This is a genomic window from Paraburkholderia sp. RL17-380-BIE-A, from assembly GCF_046028085.1.
GTDB lineage: Bacteria > Pseudomonadota > Gammaproteobacteria > Burkholderiales > Burkholderiaceae > Paraburkholderia.
Map to the genome: position 1 here is coordinate 233,229 of NZ_JARESQ010000006.1, position 16,173 is coordinate 249,401.

General features: G+C 63.8%; 17 protein-coding genes. 6 read left to right on the plus strand and 11 right to left on the minus strand.

Annotated features, from left to right (window positions below):
- Positions 1-213 precede the first annotated feature (213 nt).
- The 3 genes from P0D68_RS12690 (at position 214) to msrA (ending at position 1,678) form a co-directional block, all read left to right on the plus strand.
- On the plus strand, positions 214-639 hold the full coding sequence (locus tag P0D68_RS12690; RefSeq protein ID WP_408294043.1) for an Ohr family peroxiredoxin: 426 nt from the start codon (positions 214-216) through the stop codon (positions 637-639).
- An 83-nt stretch (positions 640-722) separates the two neighbouring features.
- Complete coding sequence (locus tag P0D68_RS12695) at positions 723-992, plus strand: hypothetical protein (RefSeq protein WP_408294046.1); 270 nt, start codon at positions 723-725, stop codon at positions 990-992.
- A 179-nt stretch (positions 993-1,171) separates the two neighbouring features.
- Positions 1,172-1,678 (plus strand): peptide-methionine (S)-S-oxide reductase MsrA, encoded by a 507-nt coding sequence (msrA, locus tag P0D68_RS12700; RefSeq protein ID WP_091806470.1) that lies wholly within the window; start codon positions 1,172-1,174, stop codon positions 1,676-1,678.
- Positions 1,679-1,827: 149 nt separating this feature from the next.
- Here msrA and P0D68_RS12705 read toward each other — a convergent pair whose 3' ends face one another.
- From P0D68_RS12705 to P0D68_RS12715, 3 genes are all read right to left on the minus strand, one after another.
- Positions 1,828-2,289: a MarR family winged helix-turn-helix transcriptional regulator gene (locus P0D68_RS12705; protein ID WP_091806467.1), complete on the minus strand. Its 462-nt coding sequence runs from the start codon at positions 2,287-2,289 to the stop codon at positions 1,828-1,830.
- 202 nt (positions 2,290-2,491) lie between these two features.
- Positions 2,492-3,664, minus strand: a complete 1,173-nt coding sequence (locus P0D68_RS12710) for a glycosyltransferase family 9 protein (protein WP_408184392.1) — start codon at positions 3,662-3,664, stop codon at positions 2,492-2,494.
- Between the two features lie 245 nt (positions 3,665-3,909).
- A complete protein-coding gene (locus tag P0D68_RS12715) occupies positions 3,910-5,070 on the minus strand; it encodes an MFS transporter (RefSeq protein WP_091806461.1) in 1,161 nt (386 codons plus the stop codon).
- 189 nt (positions 5,071-5,259) lie between these two features.
- Between P0D68_RS12715 and P0D68_RS12720 the strand changes: the two genes are divergently transcribed.
- Entirely contained in the window at positions 5,260-5,691 is a 432-nt protein-coding gene (locus P0D68_RS12720; RefSeq protein WP_408294051.1) for a PRC-barrel domain-containing protein, read from the plus strand.
- 70 nt (positions 5,692-5,761) lie between these two features.
- Here the strand turns inward: P0D68_RS12720 and P0D68_RS12725 are convergent, their stop codons facing one another.
- Positions 5,762-6,760 carry a substrate-binding domain-containing protein gene (locus P0D68_RS12725; RefSeq protein ID WP_408294054.1) on the minus strand — a complete coding sequence of 333 codons (999 nt, stop codon included), beginning with the start codon at positions 6,758-6,760 and terminating at the stop codon, positions 5,762-5,764.
- 94 nt (positions 6,761-6,854) lie between these two features.
- Positions 6,855-8,189 (minus strand): leucine-rich repeat-containing protein kinase family protein, encoded by a 1,335-nt coding sequence (locus P0D68_RS12730; RefSeq protein ID WP_408294056.1) that lies wholly within the window; start codon positions 8,187-8,189, stop codon positions 6,855-6,857.
- 319 nt (positions 8,190-8,508) lie between these two features.
- Between P0D68_RS12730 and P0D68_RS12735 the strand changes: the two genes are divergently transcribed.
- Both P0D68_RS12735 and P0D68_RS12740 read left to right on the plus strand, forming a co-directional pair.
- Complete coding sequence (locus P0D68_RS12735; protein WP_408294059.1) at positions 8,509-9,141, plus strand: methylated-DNA--[protein]-cysteine S-methyltransferase; 633 nt, start codon at positions 8,509-8,511, stop codon at positions 9,139-9,141.
- Between the two features lie 132 nt (positions 9,142-9,273).
- Entirely contained in the window at positions 9,274-9,579 is a 306-nt protein-coding gene (locus P0D68_RS12740) for a panthothenate synthetase (RefSeq protein ID WP_091806445.1), read from the plus strand.
- 72 nt (positions 9,580-9,651) lie between these two features.
- Here the strand turns inward: P0D68_RS12740 and P0D68_RS12745 are convergent, their stop codons facing one another.
- The 6 genes from P0D68_RS12745 to P0D68_RS12770 form a co-directional block, all read right to left on the minus strand.
- A complete protein-coding gene (locus P0D68_RS12745) occupies positions 9,652-10,518 on the minus strand; it encodes a GNAT family N-acetyltransferase (protein WP_408294062.1) in 867 nt (288 codons plus the stop codon).
- A 49-nt stretch (positions 10,519-10,567) separates the two neighbouring features.
- A complete protein-coding gene (locus tag P0D68_RS12750) occupies positions 10,568-12,154 on the minus strand; it encodes an alpha/beta hydrolase family protein (RefSeq protein WP_408294065.1) in 1,587 nt (528 codons plus the stop codon).
- A gap of 273 nt (positions 12,155-12,427) precedes the next feature.
- On the minus strand, positions 12,428-13,135 hold the full coding sequence (locus P0D68_RS12755) for a dienelactone hydrolase family protein (RefSeq protein ID WP_408294068.1): 708 nt from the start codon (positions 13,133-13,135) through the stop codon (positions 12,428-12,430).
- 91 nt (positions 13,136-13,226) lie between these two features.
- Positions 13,227-13,670: a cyanase gene (gene cynS, locus P0D68_RS12760; protein WP_091806434.1), complete on the minus strand. Its 444-nt coding sequence runs from the start codon at positions 13,668-13,670 to the stop codon at positions 13,227-13,229.
- Between the two features lie 362 nt (positions 13,671-14,032).
- The gene (locus P0D68_RS12765; protein WP_408294072.1) at positions 14,033-15,091 is read right to left on the minus strand and encodes a porin; all 1,059 of its coding nucleotides are present in this window, start codon (positions 15,089-15,091) and stop codon (positions 14,033-14,035) included.
- 230 nt (positions 15,092-15,321) lie between these two features.
- Entirely contained in the window at positions 15,322-16,089 is a 768-nt protein-coding gene (locus P0D68_RS12770; protein WP_408294075.1) for a DUF899 domain-containing protein, read from the minus strand.
- Positions 16,090-16,173: the final 84 nt, after the last annotated feature.

The following is a 16,173-nucleotide window of genomic DNA, read 5'->3' on the forward strand; positions in this document are numbered from 1 at the left end:
CGCGCCGGCCTGCCCTGCCCTGCCTTGCCTTGGCGCGAGCGCCACTTGCTGAGCGCCATCCGCGAATCGCGGCTTTCTACTATCGAAACTCGTATGCGATTTAATCGCATACGCTTGACAAAGTCAAACTTCTCGACCATTATTCGACGCATGCGATTACATCGCATGCGATTTAAAGCGATTTGACACCCTGCACTCTTCAAGGAATTCATCATGACCAAGATCGAAACTGTCCTCTCCACCGGCAAAACCCGTACGAAAGTCAACGGCCGCGGCGGTCGCGTCGACCTGCAACTCTCCTCGTCCGAAGGCCCTGCCGACAACCTCGAGTTCACGGCCGTGCAGGCCCATCCGACCGCGGAAAAACTGTTCGCGGGCGCATGGTCGTCCTGCTACATCCTGGCGATCGGCCTCGTGGCTCAGGAGAAGAAGGTGAAGCTGCCGGCCGATCTGTCGGTCGAGGTCGAGGTCGATCTGGGCATGACCGGCAACGCCTATTTCCTTCAGGCGCGCTTTAACGTCAGCGTGCCGGGCGTGGCGCGCGAGCTCGCCGAGGCCATCGCGCACGAAGCGCACGAAGTCTGCCCGTATTCGAAAGCCGTGCGGGGAAACATCGACGTCGTCGTCAACGTAGCCTGATCCTGATCGGCCACTCAACGAATCCGGGGCGCGATCCGGCATGGACTGCGCCTCTCACTCCCCACTTTTCACGGAGCTTCATCATGAAATCCAAACTCATTGCCGCACTGCTCGTCGCCCTGTCTGCTTCCGCCGCCGCGCCCGCGTTCGCGAGCGGCTATGGTCCGGCGCCCTTCTATCGGCCCTCGGCCGGCGCACCGGCGTCGCAACGTGGGCAAAGCGCGCAAACCGTCGCGGCAAGCGTCGATGAAGCGCCCGGCTCGCAAGCATACGGCGGCGTGGTCGCCGGTCATTCCGAATCAGCGGGTGGTGCCGCCGTTGCGCCGCGCGGCGGTCTCTACGCACGTCATTAGGCCGCGTCGCCGGCCGCGGCACGGTCCCAGCCGGCTCGGCATGACAATGCCGGCATGATGGGCTTTAGCCGCCGGCCGACCGGCCAGGCCGATCTCTGGCATGCTTGTGGGATCGCATCCGACAACGGCAAACCAACCCACCTGCGAGTGGCGCGGCGCCACTGACAAAAAGGATTGAAATGACGACGCAAACCGAAACCGCCATTCTGGCCGGCGGCTGCTTCTGGGGCATGCAAGACCTGCTGCGGCGCTACCCCGGCGTGCTGTCCACGCGGGTGGGCTACACCGGCGGCGACGTGCCCAACGCCACGTATCGCAACCACGGCACGCATGCAGAAGCGCTCGAGGTGGTGTTCGACCCTGCCCAGATCAGCTACCGTCAGATCCTGGAGTTTTTCTTCCAGATTCACGATCCGACGACCAGGAACCGCCAGGGCAACGACGTCGGAATGAGCTACCGCTCGGCGATTTTCTATCTCGACGACGAGCAGAAGCGAGTCGCCGAAAACACCATTGCCGACGTCGAAGCATCCGATCTGTGGCCAGGCAAGGTTGTGACCGAGATCGCTCCCGCAGGCCCGTTCTGGGAAGCCGAACCGGAACATCAGGATTATCTGGAGCGTATTCCCAACGGATACACGTGCCACTTCGTCCGGCCGGACTGGAAGCTGCCCAAGCGCGGCTGATGGTGAACCCGGGCGCCCACGGTCGAGCAACACCGCGGCGCAAAAGCGGAAGCCCATAGACGGCGACGTCTATGGGCTTCTTTCATGGGCAAAGCGCTTGAAGAGTCCTTGGATCGCGCGGTCATAGCAACCGCGAGCGACCGCCCCGCTCATTCCCCGTCGTGAACCGCTTTGACGAGATTGTTGCGCAGCGTCACGATCGCCTTCTGCACTTTCGCGAACTCGTCCGGCGCGAGACCGGTCGCTTCGACGAGGTCCATGCTCAGGCCTTTCTCACGCAGCCGCCGGCCGCTTTTCGTCAGGCCGACCAGCACCTGGCGTTCGTCGTTGGGGTCGCGCTGCCTTTCCACATAACCCGCCGCTTCCAGCTTCTTCAGGATCGGCGTGAGCGTGTTGGATTCGAGAAAGAGCTTCTCGCCCAGACTGCTGACGGTCTGGTTGTCTTCCTCCCACAGCGCAATGATCGTGATGTATTGCGTATAGGTCAGACCGAGCTCTTCGAGAATGGGCTTGTATGCCTTGCCGAACGCCAAATTCGCGGAATAAACCGCAAAGCACAGGAAGTCGGACAGCTTCACATTCGCGGCGGCTGACGGGTCGGTCGATTTCATCTGCGTCCTCGTTGGGCGTAGGCAAGTGCCTCGTAGACGCGATTATATATCGCATACGATCAAATCGCAATCGCTCTAAAATCGCGCACGGCAATGCTCCGCGATTCAGCGAGCCCCGTTTGGTCAGCCGAGCGATGCCGCCGCGATGGAGGTTCGAGAGTTCTGGCGTATCAACGTCAATGGCGAACGAGCCGGTACGACATCAGGCCGCCGCGCTGACTTGCGCCCGCTGCGTGCCGACCGCCTCCAGAACCGCTTGCACGACCCGCTCGACGCTCGGCCAGTTCCGCGCGTGCTCGCCCGCGACATACTGCTCGGGTGACACGCTGCGGTACGGCGGCGGGTAGCCCCAGATGGCATCGTGCCGTTCGGGTTTGGTCACGCTGCCGCCGATCACGGCGACAGTCGGACGGCGAAACGCGGCCGCGACGTGCATCAGCATCGTGGAGTTCGTCAGCACGACGCCGGCCTGTTCCGTGAGGGCGAACATGATGCGCATCGGCACCTCGCCTGCCACCGAGCGGACCGGCACGCGCGGCCCCGCCGCGGCGATCGCCTCGGCGGCGCGCGCTTGATCGGCTTTGCTGCCGACGATCACGATATCGCACGCATCACCCGCTTGTTCGAGCGTCTGCGTGATCTGCGCGAGTGCGGCGCCGACCTGGCGAGCGTCCCACGCCTTGGTCGGAACACCCGCCCCGACACCGACGATCAATCGCACGGTGCGACGGCCCGGCACGCTAGCCGTATTCCAGATCCGCGCGGCGGTTGCGCGCTCGTCGTCGGTCAGAAACAGTTGGGGGCGTGCTTCCGGCAGCGCCGTTGCGCCCAGCAGCTCTCCCTGCGCGAGTGCCGCGCGTCCGCATTGCCGGGCAGCGAATTCGATATGCGCCTGACACCCGCTCCAGCCGCCGCGATAACCGCGCACGCCGATGCGATAACGCACACCGGCGCGCATCAGCAGCAGCGCGCCCATGTAGCTGCCGAGCACATCGATACCGACATCGAAGCCGCCGCGCGCGCGCAGCGCGGCGACTTGCGGCGACTTCCACAGAAAACGCAACACGTTGCGGTGCGAGCGGTCCTCGACCAGCTTGTTATTCCAGGGCGCGTCGATCTCCACGATCTCGTCGACGAAAGGATTGTTCTCGAGAATCGGACGCCCCCAACTGCCGACGCCCGCGATCAGGCGTGTGGTCGGAAAGCGCGTGCGCAGCGCTTCGAAGAGCGGCGTGGTGGTGAGCAGCTCGCCGAAATCGTTCGGACGCAGCACGAGAATCTCGCGCGGCGTGTCGCGATGCGGGTCGAACCGTGGACGGTGAAACCGGCCCATCAACCAGACCGGCGATTCAATCAGCAGGCTTTTCCAACCCATTGCGTCTCCAATCGGCAGAGGGTTATCGCCGTCGCCGTGCATCGACGCGCGGCGGCAGGCGGCCCGGGCGCGCATGGCGCCGGTGCGCCGCAGGCGCCGCCCGGATCTCGCTCCGATTGTGCATGGTTGCCGCAGTGCGCTCTGTGGCCGGGCGTACAGAGCCGTGGACTGCGTGAGGTCCGTCTGCTAGCGGCTCTCTTCTCGCGGACGAGACGAGGCTGGCACAGTCGATCGAAGCCTCACCGTCAGCAGCTCTCGATCGCCTGGCGCCTGGCACGGCCGGCGAACACCAGCAGCAGCCCGGCCGCTGCCAGCACCGCGCCGGCAATCGGCACCGCCGAATAACCCAGCCCCGCTGAAATCACCGCGCCGCCGGCGGCGGCGCCCAGCGCGTTGCCGAGATTGAACGCCCCCACGTTCACCGACGACGCGAGCCCCGGCGCCTCGGCCGCCGCGTGCATCACGCGAATCTGCACCGGCGGCACGATCGCAAACGTGGCCGCGCCCCACACGAGCATGCCGATCAACGCGCCCACGTGGCTGGTGAGAACGAACGGCAACGCCACCATGATGACCGCCAGCGCGCCGAGAAACAGCTTCGTGCTGCCGTCGAGCGACCAGTCGGCGAGCCGTCCGCCCAGGCCGTTGCCGATCGTGAAGCCGATGCCGATCAGCACCAGCGCGATCGTGACGAAGCCCGCGGAGGCGCCCGTCAAATTGTCGAGCACCGGCGCCACATAGGTGTAAAGCGTGAACATCGCGCCGGCGCCCATCACGGTGGTGGCCAGCGCCATCAGCACTTCAGGCCGCGCCAGCACCCGCAACTCGCGGCGGACGTCCGGCATCTTGCCCGCATCGCCTCGCGGCAGCGCAACGGCCAGTGCGGCAATCGCCAGCACGCCGAGCCCCGCGGTGCCGGCGAACGCCATGCGCCAGCCGATCTGCTGACCGATCCAGGTCGCGGCCGGCACGCCGCCAATATTGGCGATCGTGAGTCCCATGAACATGGTGGCGACCGCGCTCGCGCGCTTCTCGCGCGGCACGAGATTCGCCGCGACCACGGAGCCGATGCCGAAAAACGCGCCGTGGTTCAGGCTCGTGACAAGGCGTGCGGCGAGCAGCGTCCAGTAGCCGGGCGCCATGGCCGACAGCAGATTGCCGATCACGAAGATCGACATGAGCGCGATCAGCGCTTTCTTTGCGCGCAGTCTGCCGAAGGCGAGCGTCATCAACGGCGCGCCCAGCATGACGCCGAGCGCATAGGCGCTGATCAGCAGGCCGGCGGCGGGAATGGAGACGCCCACGCCGTTCGCGATCACGGGCAACAAGCCCATTGGGGCGAATTCGGTCGTGCCGATGCCGAATGCGCCGACAGCCAGCGCCAACAGTGCCCAGGTTGGTTTCATACCTATTCTCCGTGCAAATATCGCAATCGACGGATTGTCGGGCAGTGGGCACCTGACAAACACCCTTCGGGCGGCAATTAAGTATTGACGGAGAAGCACGAATGCCGGTTCGCGCCGCCCCGGGCACATGGCGTGCTTCCTCTTGCCTTGGTACGAAGCTGACTGTTCGATAGATAACAAGGAGCCAAAATGAAAGCAAAAACACTCATCTGCGCGACCGCTCTCGCCGCAATCTGTGCGTCGCAAGGCGCCTACGCGCAAATTGCCGGACTGCAGCCGCTCGGCGGCACGGTCGAGCAAACCAATGCGCTGCTAAAAGGCTGGAGCGTGCGGCGCGCCCTGGTCGACGAGCCTGTCTACAACGATCTGAACGACAAGATCGGCAGCATCTATGACGTGATCATTTCACCGGACCGCAAGGCGACGTATGCCGTCGTGTCGGTGGGTGGCTTCCTCGGCATGGGCAAGCACTTCGTGGCGATTCCGGTCGATCACTTCGAGATCCGCGACGGCAATCTGTTCCTCGCCGGCGCGACCAAGGATGCGCTGAAGTCGGTGCCCGAGTTCGAGTACAACAAGCTCGAAAAAGCGACCAAGCCGCGTAAGGTCAAGGTGGAATAACGGGACGTGGCAGGCCGTGATGCGGGAGTGAGACGGCTCGCTCCCGCAAAGGCCTTACAACAGCCTCGATTCAGCGATTGGCGGCCGTGACCAGTTGCAGCGGCGTTTCGATCACCCTCGACAATTCGCTCTGCTTTTTCTGCTCGGTCACCGCCTTCAACGCCACGTCGACGCCGTAGATCGCCTGGCGAGCGGCGAACTGATTGATCGTGGCAAGCACGCGGCCATCGGCGAGCAGCGGCTTGATCGCGTCGATATCGTTGTAACCGGTGATGTAGACGCCGCCCGTTCTGCCGGCGTCGCGAACCGCGTCGACCGCGCCCATTGCCATATTGTCGTTGCCGCACAGCAAGCCGCGAATCTGCGGATGCTCGTTGAGCATCTTCGAGGCGACGTCGCGGCCCTTCCCGTACTCCCATTCGCCGGACTGAACGGCGACGATGCCGATGCCCGCCGCATTCATCGCGTCCCGGCAACCTTCCGTGCGTTGCTGCGCATTGCAATCGGCGGGACTGCCTTCAATGATGCCCACCTGATCGCCCGCATTGAGCCGCCCCGCCAGATAATTGCCGACCTGCTGCGCGCCCTTGCGATTGTTCGGCCCGACGAACGGCACGGAAATTCCGGCCGCGTCCTGCGACGCGTCATCGAGCGGGTTGTCGATCGCGATCATGATGATGCCCGCCTTGATCGCGCGAGCGACAACCGCGGTCAGCGCTTTCGAATCCGTCGGCGCGATGACGATCGCGTTCATCTTTGCCTTGATCATCTCCTCGACCATGCGGATCTGCCCGGCAGTATCGCTTTCGGTGGCCGTGGCGCGCACCGTCAAACCGAATTGCGACGCGAAATGCCGCTGGTAGTCCTGCGCGGCGCTCGCCATCGCCACCGTGAACGGATCGGTCTGCGACTTCAGCACGAGCGCTATCTTGAGCTTGCCGCCCTGTGCAGCCACGGCGCCCACGGTGCCCACCGTGCCGGTGATGCCGGTGGCGGCCAACGCGGCGGCAAGCAACACGCGACGGCGCGTCTCCCGATAGGGCTTTCCTCGAGGCGTGTTCTGCATCATTGAATCTCTCCTTCTGGGGCGGGCCGACGAATGGCCGTGCCGCATTCGGATGAAAGCCGCTCGATACGCTCGCCGCGCTGCTGTTTGCCGATCATCAATCGCCCTTCAGCGCCAGCAAACGGGCGGCGATGTCGTCGAACAACGGACGGTTCTCGATCGCCTCGCTCAAACAATTGTCCTTCAACTCCACCAACGCCGCTGCGGTGTCCGAGTGCGAATCCAGCCAGTCGCATCGTTCGAGCAGCTCTTCGAGCAGACAGCCATATGCCCTGACTTCGAGACGCTGAAGCGCGAGGCCGGTGTTCCGATTGCCGGGCGCATAGAAAGACGCCGCGCCGAAATCTCCCAGCAACGCGCGCCCGTGTCCGCCATACAGAATATTGTGGGCGTACAGATCGCCATGCATGATGCCTTGCTCATGCAGATGACGCGCCACCGACGCCATACCGTATGCAATGCCCAATGCCGACGCCGCATCGAAACGCGTGTCGGCGCCGTACACATCGCGCGTGCAGGATTCGAGGCTCGGAGGACCGGCGAGGTTGCTGAACTGCGGATCGATCAGTTCCATCACGAGGCCATGCGTGCCTGCCGGATGGTCCTTCACCTTTCCCGCTACCGGGATCAGATTCGCATGATCGCCCGCACGAATGCAGGCCGCCATCTCGCAGTCCGGCAAGCCGTCGCTCGTGACTGCTCCCTTGAACAGCTTCACGGCGACAGCGCGGGACGCATCGCGACGGCCCGCAAGCTCCGCGCGATAGATGACACCGGAGGCGCCCTCGCCCAACGGCGCTTCGAGTTTCAACTCGTGCCATGGAATTGCGGCGATCGGCGTGTCGATCAGCGCCGCCGCCTCGAGCGCTTCGCTGAACGGATTGCCGGCGTACGCCAGCCACGAAAGCCGCGGCAGACGCAACAACCACGCGGGCAGTTCGCCGAGCTGATTCGCCGCGAGACGCAGCAATTCGAGCCGCGAGCAGTCGGCCAATGCCTCGGGAAGCGTGCGCAGGCGGTTGCCCGCCAGCATCAGCTTTTGCAATTGCGTACAGCCGCCGATTTCGGCCGGCAGCGCTTCGATCTCGTTGTCGGTGAGGATCAGCCAACGTAGTTGCGGTGGAAGCGCGTTGCCGGAAACGCGCCGGATGCGGTTTGCCTTGAAGCCGACCATGCTCAATTGCGCACACTGACCCAGCACTGCCGGCAACTCGGTGAACGGGTTGTCGGAGGCGAAGAGAATGCGCAGCTTGCCCAGTCGTGGCAAATCGTCGGGAAGCGACGTGAGCGCGTTGCCCGACAGGTCGAGAACTTCCAGCGTGTCGGCCAGATCGAAAATCTCCCGGGGAAATTCCGTCAGCCCGCATGTCAGTTTGAGCCGGCGAGTACCCGCGAGTTGTCCGGTCCGAAGTTGTTCAAGTGTTTTCGTCACGGTGGTAGTGGAGATGTCCGGTTGCCGGCGCGCTTCGTATCGAAGGTATCAATTCTACTGAGTCGCCAGGCCTGACGCGAAAACGGTTGTACAGTGACGCTTCGTTCGCGTTCTCTTCAGCACAGCAGCCCCGCGATGGGCGAACGCTCGCAAGGGACCGGACAGCAAGATTCGGAGCGTCTTCAGAGAGCACGAGGCTGACACTGTCGGATGTCGGCGCGTTTGCGGCCCGTTGTGGCCCGTTGCGGCCCGTTCGCCGCGCGCATTCGCAGACTCGCCGTGCAGCATCTGTGCCTCCAAACCGTCAGGAGCAAGCAAAGTGACCTACGCCTACAAGTTGATGGACTCTCCCGTCGGCCAGTTGAAACTCGTTGCGAACGGCGAGCGCCTCGCCGCCATTCTGTGGGAGAACGACAAGCCGAACCGGGTGCGTCTTGGGGAATGGATCGAAGCGAATGATCGTCCAGTTCTGATCGATACCGAACGGCAATTGAACGAGTATTTCGCCGGCACGCGGCGCGAATTCGACCTGCCGCTTACGTTCCAGGGAACGGACTTCCAGAAACAGGTCTGGGCCGCGCTGTTGACCATCCCGTTCGGCCAGACGCGCAGCTACGCGGAAATTGCCATGCAGATCGGCAACGTCAACGCGGTGCGGGCGGTCGGTGCGGCGAACGGCAGAAATCCGATCTCCATCGTGACGCCGTGCCACCGGGTGATCGGCGCGTCCGGTGAATTGACCGGCTTCGCGGGGGGCCTGGCGAACAAGATGTTTCTGCTGTCGCTCGAAGCCGGCCAGACTTCGCTGGAAGCGGAAGCCGACAGGCAAACCGATATGTTCGCGCTCGAAGAGAAGCCCGCGGTCGAGGCTCGGGCCAAATCCGAAGCCCAGACGAAACCCGCACGCCATGCGCCGAGCCGCGGCAAGCAAAGTTCACTGTTCGGAAACTGAGCGGGCGCATGCCTCGCGACGAGCACGCCGCATTCGTCGTGCCGCGTTGAACGCGTCGTAACAGGGCACGTTGCCATGCGCATAGAAGCACCTATCCTTAAGAGGCCCTTGGGGCGTCAACAGGAGGATGACATGCGCATGCTTCTCAACATACGAATCCCGCACGAGCCGTTCAACACCATGGTGCGCGAAGGCAGCGTCGGGAACGTGATCCGACAAATACTGGAAGAGGCAAAACCGGAGACCGTCTACTTTACCGAGCAGAACGGGGCACGCGGGGCGGTGATGGTGGTGGATATCGACGCCGCATCATCGATTCCCGCACTCGCGGAGCCATGGTTTCTGAAATTCAACGCCGACTGTGAATTGCGTATTGCAATGTTGCCGGAAGACCTGATGAAAGCCGGACTGGAGAATCTCGGCTCGAAGTGGAAATAGCCCATGCCGTTGGCGGTTCCCGATTTGCACCGCCGACGGCTACGCAACTGCACATGCTTTATCACGCCGCGGTCAGCCGAGTTCGAACGAAGTCACGCCGAATATGCGTTCAATGGGAAGAGTGGGCGGTTCCTGCGTGTACATCCGCGCGGTTTCGAATACGCTCGTCATGCCATGCCGTTCGGCCAATGCGACCGCATCTGCGTTGATCTCCGGCACGTCGAAGAAAAACGTTTCGCCCGGAATGCTCGACATCAACCCGGAGAACAGCTCGCTGGCAATCTCCACGTTGTCCGCGAACAGCGGGCCGATCTTGCTGCCGCTCCTGCAACGCCGCAATACGCCGTAACCGACAAGCTGCCCGTCGCGCACCGCGACTCGTGCAATCGCATCAGGTTGCGCAAGCCATGCGGCGAGAAAACGCTCACGCGCAGCGGGGAAGCATTGCCGATCGTAGTGGTTCAACACTTCGAAAGGCAGCGCCGAGGCGTTCAGCAATCCGGCATGTGCGTCGCCCTGAACGACGCCTTGCGCAATGCCCTGAAAGCGGATGTTGCGATACGCAAGCTGAAATCCGGACTTTTTGTAATTCGCCTGCTGAGCGACCACGCCATCCAGACCGACGTTACGGTTTCGCAGATACGCCATGCCGTGTTGCCAGACACACATACCGAAACCTCGACCGCGAAACGCCTCCTTCACGATATAAAGCCCGATGAAGCCAAAGGTCTCTCCGTACGCGACAGCGGATAGACAGGCCACTGGCTCGCCGCGCCATTCGCCGATGAAGAACCCATCCGGGTCGGCCGCGCGAAAACAGGCTGCGTCGTGCAGACCGGGGTTCCAGCCTTCCTGCGCGGCCCATTCCACCGCCAAAGCGAGGTCGTCGGCCGACATACTGCGCACGACGAAATCCTCGTGCCCGTTCAGCTTCGTCATGATCGTTTAGCCCACTGTTCCTGGCACATCGCCGCCTCACTCGTGGCGCTCAGAAGCGGGCGAAGAAAGCCCGCGCCGCCAACATGCAGAACGACGCCACCAGTCTGCCGTGATAGGCACGCAATACCGCCGCTGCTCCGCCGTCGGTCGCGCCGCCGGCGACAGCCTGACTCGCGACTTCCGCCTTCGCGCTCGCGAAACCCTGTCTGATCGGCGCGTACGGATCGCCGGGCCCGGCGACGGCGGAATCCACATCCAGCACGGACGTGAGTCCCGCAGGCACCTTGGCGTTCTGCCAGTATGCCTGCTCGATACGCGCGTTGAAAAAGAACACAGTGGGATCGGACTGGCCGCCGCACAAAAGGACAGGGGCGCGCGGCAACCAGTTGCGTAAGTCGTTGCGCTTGAACGCCTGACGCAACGGATGCCGCGGAGCCGTTGCCGGCTCCATCGCCGCGGTCGAGTTGGGAAATGCGCCGTCGGGATTGGCGGCCGCATCTTCGAGCAGCGTCAGTCGATAAGCGTTGCGCACGAGGTTGGCCTTGCCGAAGCCTGCCGCGAATAGCGGCATCAGTACAGGCGGCGTCAATGGCGGCACGGCGGGCGGCGTGATCGAGGCAAACTGCGGCGCGGGCGGCACGCTGCTGAAGAGTTGCGTCGACGGCAGCTTGCCCGCGGCGATCAGCTGATTGAGCGGCTGTGCGTTCGGCAGCAACGTCTCGATACCGGACGCGTAGGCGGCGTCGTAAAAGTCGCCGGGCCGGCGGTAGATATTCTCGTAGGCGCGCTGGTAACCGGTCACGATCAACGTCGCGAAGAGCGTCGAGCCCAGGTTGACCGCGCCTTCAATCAACGCGTCGGCGATAGCAGCGAGTGCATATGGACCAGAGCCCGGCGCGGATGCGGTCACGTTGATGCCGGCCGCCTGCAACGCGCGATGCGTCGCCAATGCAACGAAGCCGCCTTGCGAATAGCCGGTGACGAATAGCTTGCCGTTCTCGCGTGCGCTTCGGTCGGGCTTCACGTCGGCTAGCGCGAGCCGCGCCGCCCGCAGCGAATCGATCATATCGGCGGATTGCTGATCGGCGTTCAGATAGGGGTGGTACGGGAGATCGGAGCCGGCGTAGCCCGCGTAGTTGCTCGCCACGACGAGATAGCCGTGCGCCGCATACATGGCCGCCACGCTAATGCCTTCCCCTGCGCCGTCGCCATTGCCCGGATCTGTTTGCGTGAGATCGGCGAGGTTGTAGTTGCGGTACGCGGTGGTGCCGTGCGCGTAGAGCATCAGTGGAAGCGCTCCGCTGCATGCCGCCGCACGTCCCGAAGGGATCATCAACGCGCCGCTTGCATGAGTGGGTTCGCCCGCGCCGCCGATGGTGCGGTAGCGAAAGCTCACGATCTCGATGCCGCATGCGGGCTCGCCAGCAATCCGCGCGAGGTGCCGGCCACCCGCGCTCGAAGCCAGCAATGTCGACAACTCCTGAGCGGTCAGCGTCAACGTGACGTGATGGTCGAGAAGCTCGCCGCGCGCAGTGCCTGCTTCGTTGCAACTGGAGTCGGCATGCGCCGTGACACTCGTGCCCAACGTGAACCAGGCCAGCAGTCCGAGGGCCGCGTTTCGCATCGCTACAGACATGTGGAAACTCCGGCTTGTTGGTGTCACGTCGAGTGGGCGGCTTTCCAGAGTGAGATGAGTATAGGTAAACGGAGCGGCACGCCGCCAAGGTCAGGCCGTCCGCTTCGGCAAGACGGGAGGCGTGCCGCTCGTGTTCATCAGCCACTTCAGAGGCACGATGGACCACTGCGCCCGGCCGTGACCGACGGCCTCGCGCAAGCTCGCAAAGTGATCGCCAGCGGTGAGCTTAAGCACTGAACCCGGCGAGGCCGGGTCGGTTGCCGATCTCGCCGCTTACTTCCACAAGGTGCGGCCGAAAAACGTCAGCGTGCGGTCCCACGCCAATTGCGACCAGACCGGATCGAACTGCGTCCGCGCGATGCGGCCCGGGCCGACGGCTTGTTCGTTGGCAAAGCCGTGGTGCGCGAGATAGCGGTAAAACTCCACGTCGACATTCGCGCCCTTCAGCTTGGCCTCCAGCGCATCGACCGTTTCTGCCGTGAAGAACTCGTCTTGCGTGGCCCAATGACCGATCATCGGCACCGTGATTTTCGATGCGTCGACGTACTCCAACGGAGGGAAGCCATACCAGACCACCCCGGCCGACACTTCGGGAACATTGCACAGCGCCAGCAAGGTCAGCGCGCCGCCCATGCAAAAGCCCGTCACGCCGACTTTCGCCGCATGCTGCTTCAGATACTGAGCCGCGCCGCGCACATCTTGCGTCGCCGCGTCGCCGAAATCGAGCCCGTCGAGCAAGTGGTGGGCCTCCGCCTCTTCCACCGTGGTTTTGCCGCGAAAAAGATCGGGCACCAGCGCCACGTAACCGGCCTGCGCGAGCCGGTCCGCCACGCCGCGAATCTGGTCGTTCACGCCCCACCACTCCTGAATCACGACGATGCCGGGCGCGCCCTCCAGCTTTTCCGGCTTGGCCAGATAACCCTGGATCTGCTTGCCGTCGGGACGGCTGAACGTGATCATCGAACCCGCTGTCTGTGCCATCAGTTGCTCCTCGAAGTAGACGAAGCCGCTAGCATAGCTCCAGTGCGGGCGGTTCTGCAGACTCGGCGCCAGGTCGGCCTGGCCGCAGCGATCAGTAGGATTTGTAGGGAAGGAATTTACCGCTGAGCACCACCTTGACCCGGTCGCCGTTCGGGTTCGGTTCACGCTGGATATCCATCGAAAAGTCGATCGCGCTCATAATGCCGTCGCCGAATTCCTCGTGGATCAGCTCCTTGATCGTCGTGCCGTACACGCTGACGATCTCATACCAGCGATAGATCAGCGGATCGGCCGGAACCGCCGTCGGCAGCGAGCCCTTGTACGGGACGATTTGCAGCCAGGCGGTCTCCTCGTCGGTCAGGTCGAACAGTTCCCGAGCGACGGCGGCCTGTTTCGCATCGAGCGTCATCTGGCCGAGCATGGCCGCGGTCGTCCACTCCTTGCTTCGGCCGATCTTCGCGGCGATCTCTCCCCACGTTAGCTTGCTGTTGACTTTCGCGGCGATGATTTTCTTCGTGACGTCGTTGCGATCCATGATGGAATCCTCCGTGAAGATCGGGCGATACGCGCATGAGAGACGTTGAGCGATAGTACTCAAGACGAAATAAGCTCGCTCGCCGCGACATGCCGCGCGTCAGGTCTGGAAATAGCGCGGCCGGCCGAGGTCGGCGATCGGCCCCGGCTGTGTCGGCTCCCGGTTCAGCAGCGCCCGCGTCTGCCGGCACGAGGTCGGACGTCCATCCCGGCGAACAGCGCGAACCAGCCGAAGTGGTCTGCCGCCTGTTCGACGGACTGCGCGGCAACGGGGACGGTCAGGCGACGGCCGATCACACCGGCGATCGGCCCGCGGCGTGCGGTTCGAACCGCGGCAGCGGGCCGCCACGGTCGGCTTGCCCGCTAGAATCGCTCGAGCACGCCGAACTGCACACCCGCGACCGGCGCGCCCGGATAGGCGACCGGCAGCCCGGTCACGTTGACGCCGCGCAGGGTGAAGCTGGCGCCGTCGTGATTCGACAGATACGCCGCACTGAAATAGAACAGTAAGGCGGAAGAAAAGTTATATTCGAACGCCAGGCTGAACTGATCAGCGCTCGCGCCCGCACCGGTGAAGTCGCGCACATGGGCGTAGCCCACCGAGGCGCGCGCATTCGAGGAAAAGCTGTATTGCGCCGAGAGTGCCCCACCCACGCCGTGATAGAGCGGCGTGCCGCCATCGCCATTGAAGAAGGCGAGCCACACCCGCACTTTGTCGACCGCGTAGGTCGCACCGCCGAGATTCGCGCGCAGTGCGCCCGCGCCGTGTGTCTGCTGACGCGCGTAGAGCAGCCTGAACTCGTCGAGCTGATAGGCGGCGGTGACGTAGTAGCCGTCGATGCCGTTGCCGTCGTTTTCCGCCGGGTCACGCGTGGCCATCATGACAGTGCCGCTGAATCCGCCGACGAGCGGTGACAGATACGTGATCGCGTTGCTCGCGTAGGGCGTGATCTTCGACAGGTTGTTGAGTCCGGACGCAATCGTGCCGGCGCCGAACGCGTCGAGATCGCCCTTGAACGGGATATAGATCGGCGAGTATTGCCGGCCGAACCGCATCTCGCCCCAGCCGCTGCGCGTGCCGATCCACGCCTGGCGGTTGAACAGAAGACCGGGACTCTGAAGCGAGCCGTCGACCGAGCTGAAGCCGTTTTCCAGCGTGAAGACCAGATCGGTGCCCGCGCCGAGCGGCTCGCTGCCGCGCAAGCCAACCCGCGAGCCGCGATAGGCGCCCGAGTCCAGACGCGGCGTCCACCCGGATCCGGGATCGGTTATTTCGAGGCTGGTGTCGAGCACGCCGTACAGCGTGACGGAGCCCGCGCTCGCGCCCGGCGCGGCCAGGCTCTGCGCGCAAAATAGCAGCGCCAAACCGCCGACGCCTGCACGCCAACTCGAGCGGCGGCGCCAGGTGGCAAGCTGTGCCAAAGGCGCCCACTTTCGTGGTGGCTCATTCAGTGAATATCTCGCGGCGCCGACCAGATGAAGTCCTCCGTAGGGATGTCCAACGTGCGCTCGCGAAACGATAACCTGGCATGTTCAGACAGGCCGCTCGCCGGACCAGTTGCGAACATAACAGACCTGAGCCAGTTTGCAATTTTCGGCTCGATGGTCCGAGCCGTTCTCCGCGTTGCGCGCACGTTGCTGATCCCCCTGGCTCAGTGCTTCCCGTACTCGTCATGGCGGCGCCACCAGACACCCGTTTCGTTGCGGCCCTTGGGTGCGCGGTCGAGCCACTGGTACATGCCCCATAGCGCATCCACACCGCGCCCGTATGCGGAATACGTGTGGTACACGACACCGTCTTCGAGCACGAACGCGCTCATGCCGGGCCTATCGAGCGAATACGTCGGCGCATCGGTTCCGCAGGCAGTCGCAAACTCGACGACGGGCGCCGGGGCCGGCACCACGTCCATGGCATGGCCGCCGCGCTGGAAGTTATAGTCGACGCTGCCTTCGCGTTGTTGCTGCTCGGTGAACGAGACATTCACGTCGAAGTTGAAGTCGCTGCCGGCCGAGGACGCCCACGGAAACGTCCATCCCATGCGCCGCTTGTATGCCTGCAGCTTCGCGAGCGGCGCCCGCGATACCGCCGTCAGCGTGACATCGTGATTCGCGAGGTGGACGACAGACCCGGCGAAGCCGTCCGCGACCGCCGAACACGACGGGCATCCCGCCGTGTAGTCGGGACCGAACATGAAGTGATAGACGAGCAACTGCGAGCGTCCTGCAAAGAGCCCGGCCAGCGAGACGCTTCCTTCATCGGTCTCGAACCGGTATGCCTTGTCGATGCGGACCCAGGGCAGCGCCTGGCGCTGCCGGGCCAGTTCGTCGCTCTGCCGCGTGAGCGCTTTTTCGGCTTCGAGCAATTCGAGCCGCGCTGCTAGCCATGCTTCCCGTGTACCGGTGGTGTGTGTCGTCGCCATGCCTCTCTCCTTGGTTCGCTGTACGAAGTCCCGCGCGAAATGCTGCGGGGTGTCGTGCTAGATTAGCCGCGTGCTTCAGACCAA

Bases quoted from the DNA above. Each gene is read 5' to 3' on its own strand.
- P0D68_RS12720 (WP_408294051.1), top strand. From the start codon at position 5,260: ATGAAAGCAAAAACACTCATCTGCGCGACCGCTCTCGCCGCAATCTGT.
- P0D68_RS12695 (WP_408294046.1), top strand. From the start codon at position 723: ATGAAATCCAAACTCATTGCCGCACTGCTCGTCGCCCTGTCTGCTTCC.
- P0D68_RS12740 (WP_091806445.1), top strand. From the start codon at position 9,274: ATGCGCATGCTTCTCAACATACGAATCCCGCACGAGCCGTTCAACACC.
- P0D68_RS12755 (WP_408294068.1), bottom strand. From the start codon at position 13,135: ATGGCACAGACAGCGGGTTCGATGATCACGTTCAGCCGTCCCGACGGC.
- P0D68_RS12710 (WP_408184392.1), bottom strand. From the start codon at position 3,664: ATGGGTTGGAAAAGCCTGCTGATTGAATCGCCGGTCTGGTTGATGGGC.
- P0D68_RS12690 (WP_408294043.1), top strand. From the start codon at position 214: ATGACCAAGATCGAAACTGTCCTCTCCACCGGCAAAACCCGTACGAAA.
- P0D68_RS12770 (WP_408294075.1), bottom strand. From the start codon at position 16,089: ATGGCGACGACACACACCACCGGTACACGGGAAGCATGGCTAGCAGCG.
- cynS (WP_091806434.1), bottom strand. From the start codon at position 13,670: ATGGATCGCAACGACGTCACGAAGAAAATCATCGCCGCGAAAGTCAAC.
- P0D68_RS12745 (WP_408294062.1), bottom strand. From the start codon at position 10,518: ATGACGAAGCTGAACGGGCACGAGGATTTCGTCGTGCGCAGTATGTCG.
- msrA (WP_091806470.1), top strand. From the start codon at position 1,172: ATGACGACGCAAACCGAAACCGCCATTCTGGCCGGCGGCTGCTTCTGG.
- P0D68_RS12715 (WP_091806461.1), bottom strand. From the start codon at position 5,070: ATGAAACCAACCTGGGCACTGTTGGCGCTGGCTGTCGGCGCATTCGGC.
- P0D68_RS12725 (WP_408294054.1), bottom strand. From the start codon at position 6,760: ATGATGCAGAACACGCCTCGAGGAAAGCCCTATCGGGAGACGCGCCGT.
- P0D68_RS12750 (WP_408294065.1), bottom strand. From the start codon at position 12,154: ATGTCTGTAGCGATGCGAAACGCGGCCCTCGGACTGCTGGCCTGGTTC.
- P0D68_RS12705 (WP_091806467.1), bottom strand. From the start codon at position 2,289: ATGAAATCGACCGACCCGTCAGCCGCCGCGAATGTGAAGCTGTCCGAC.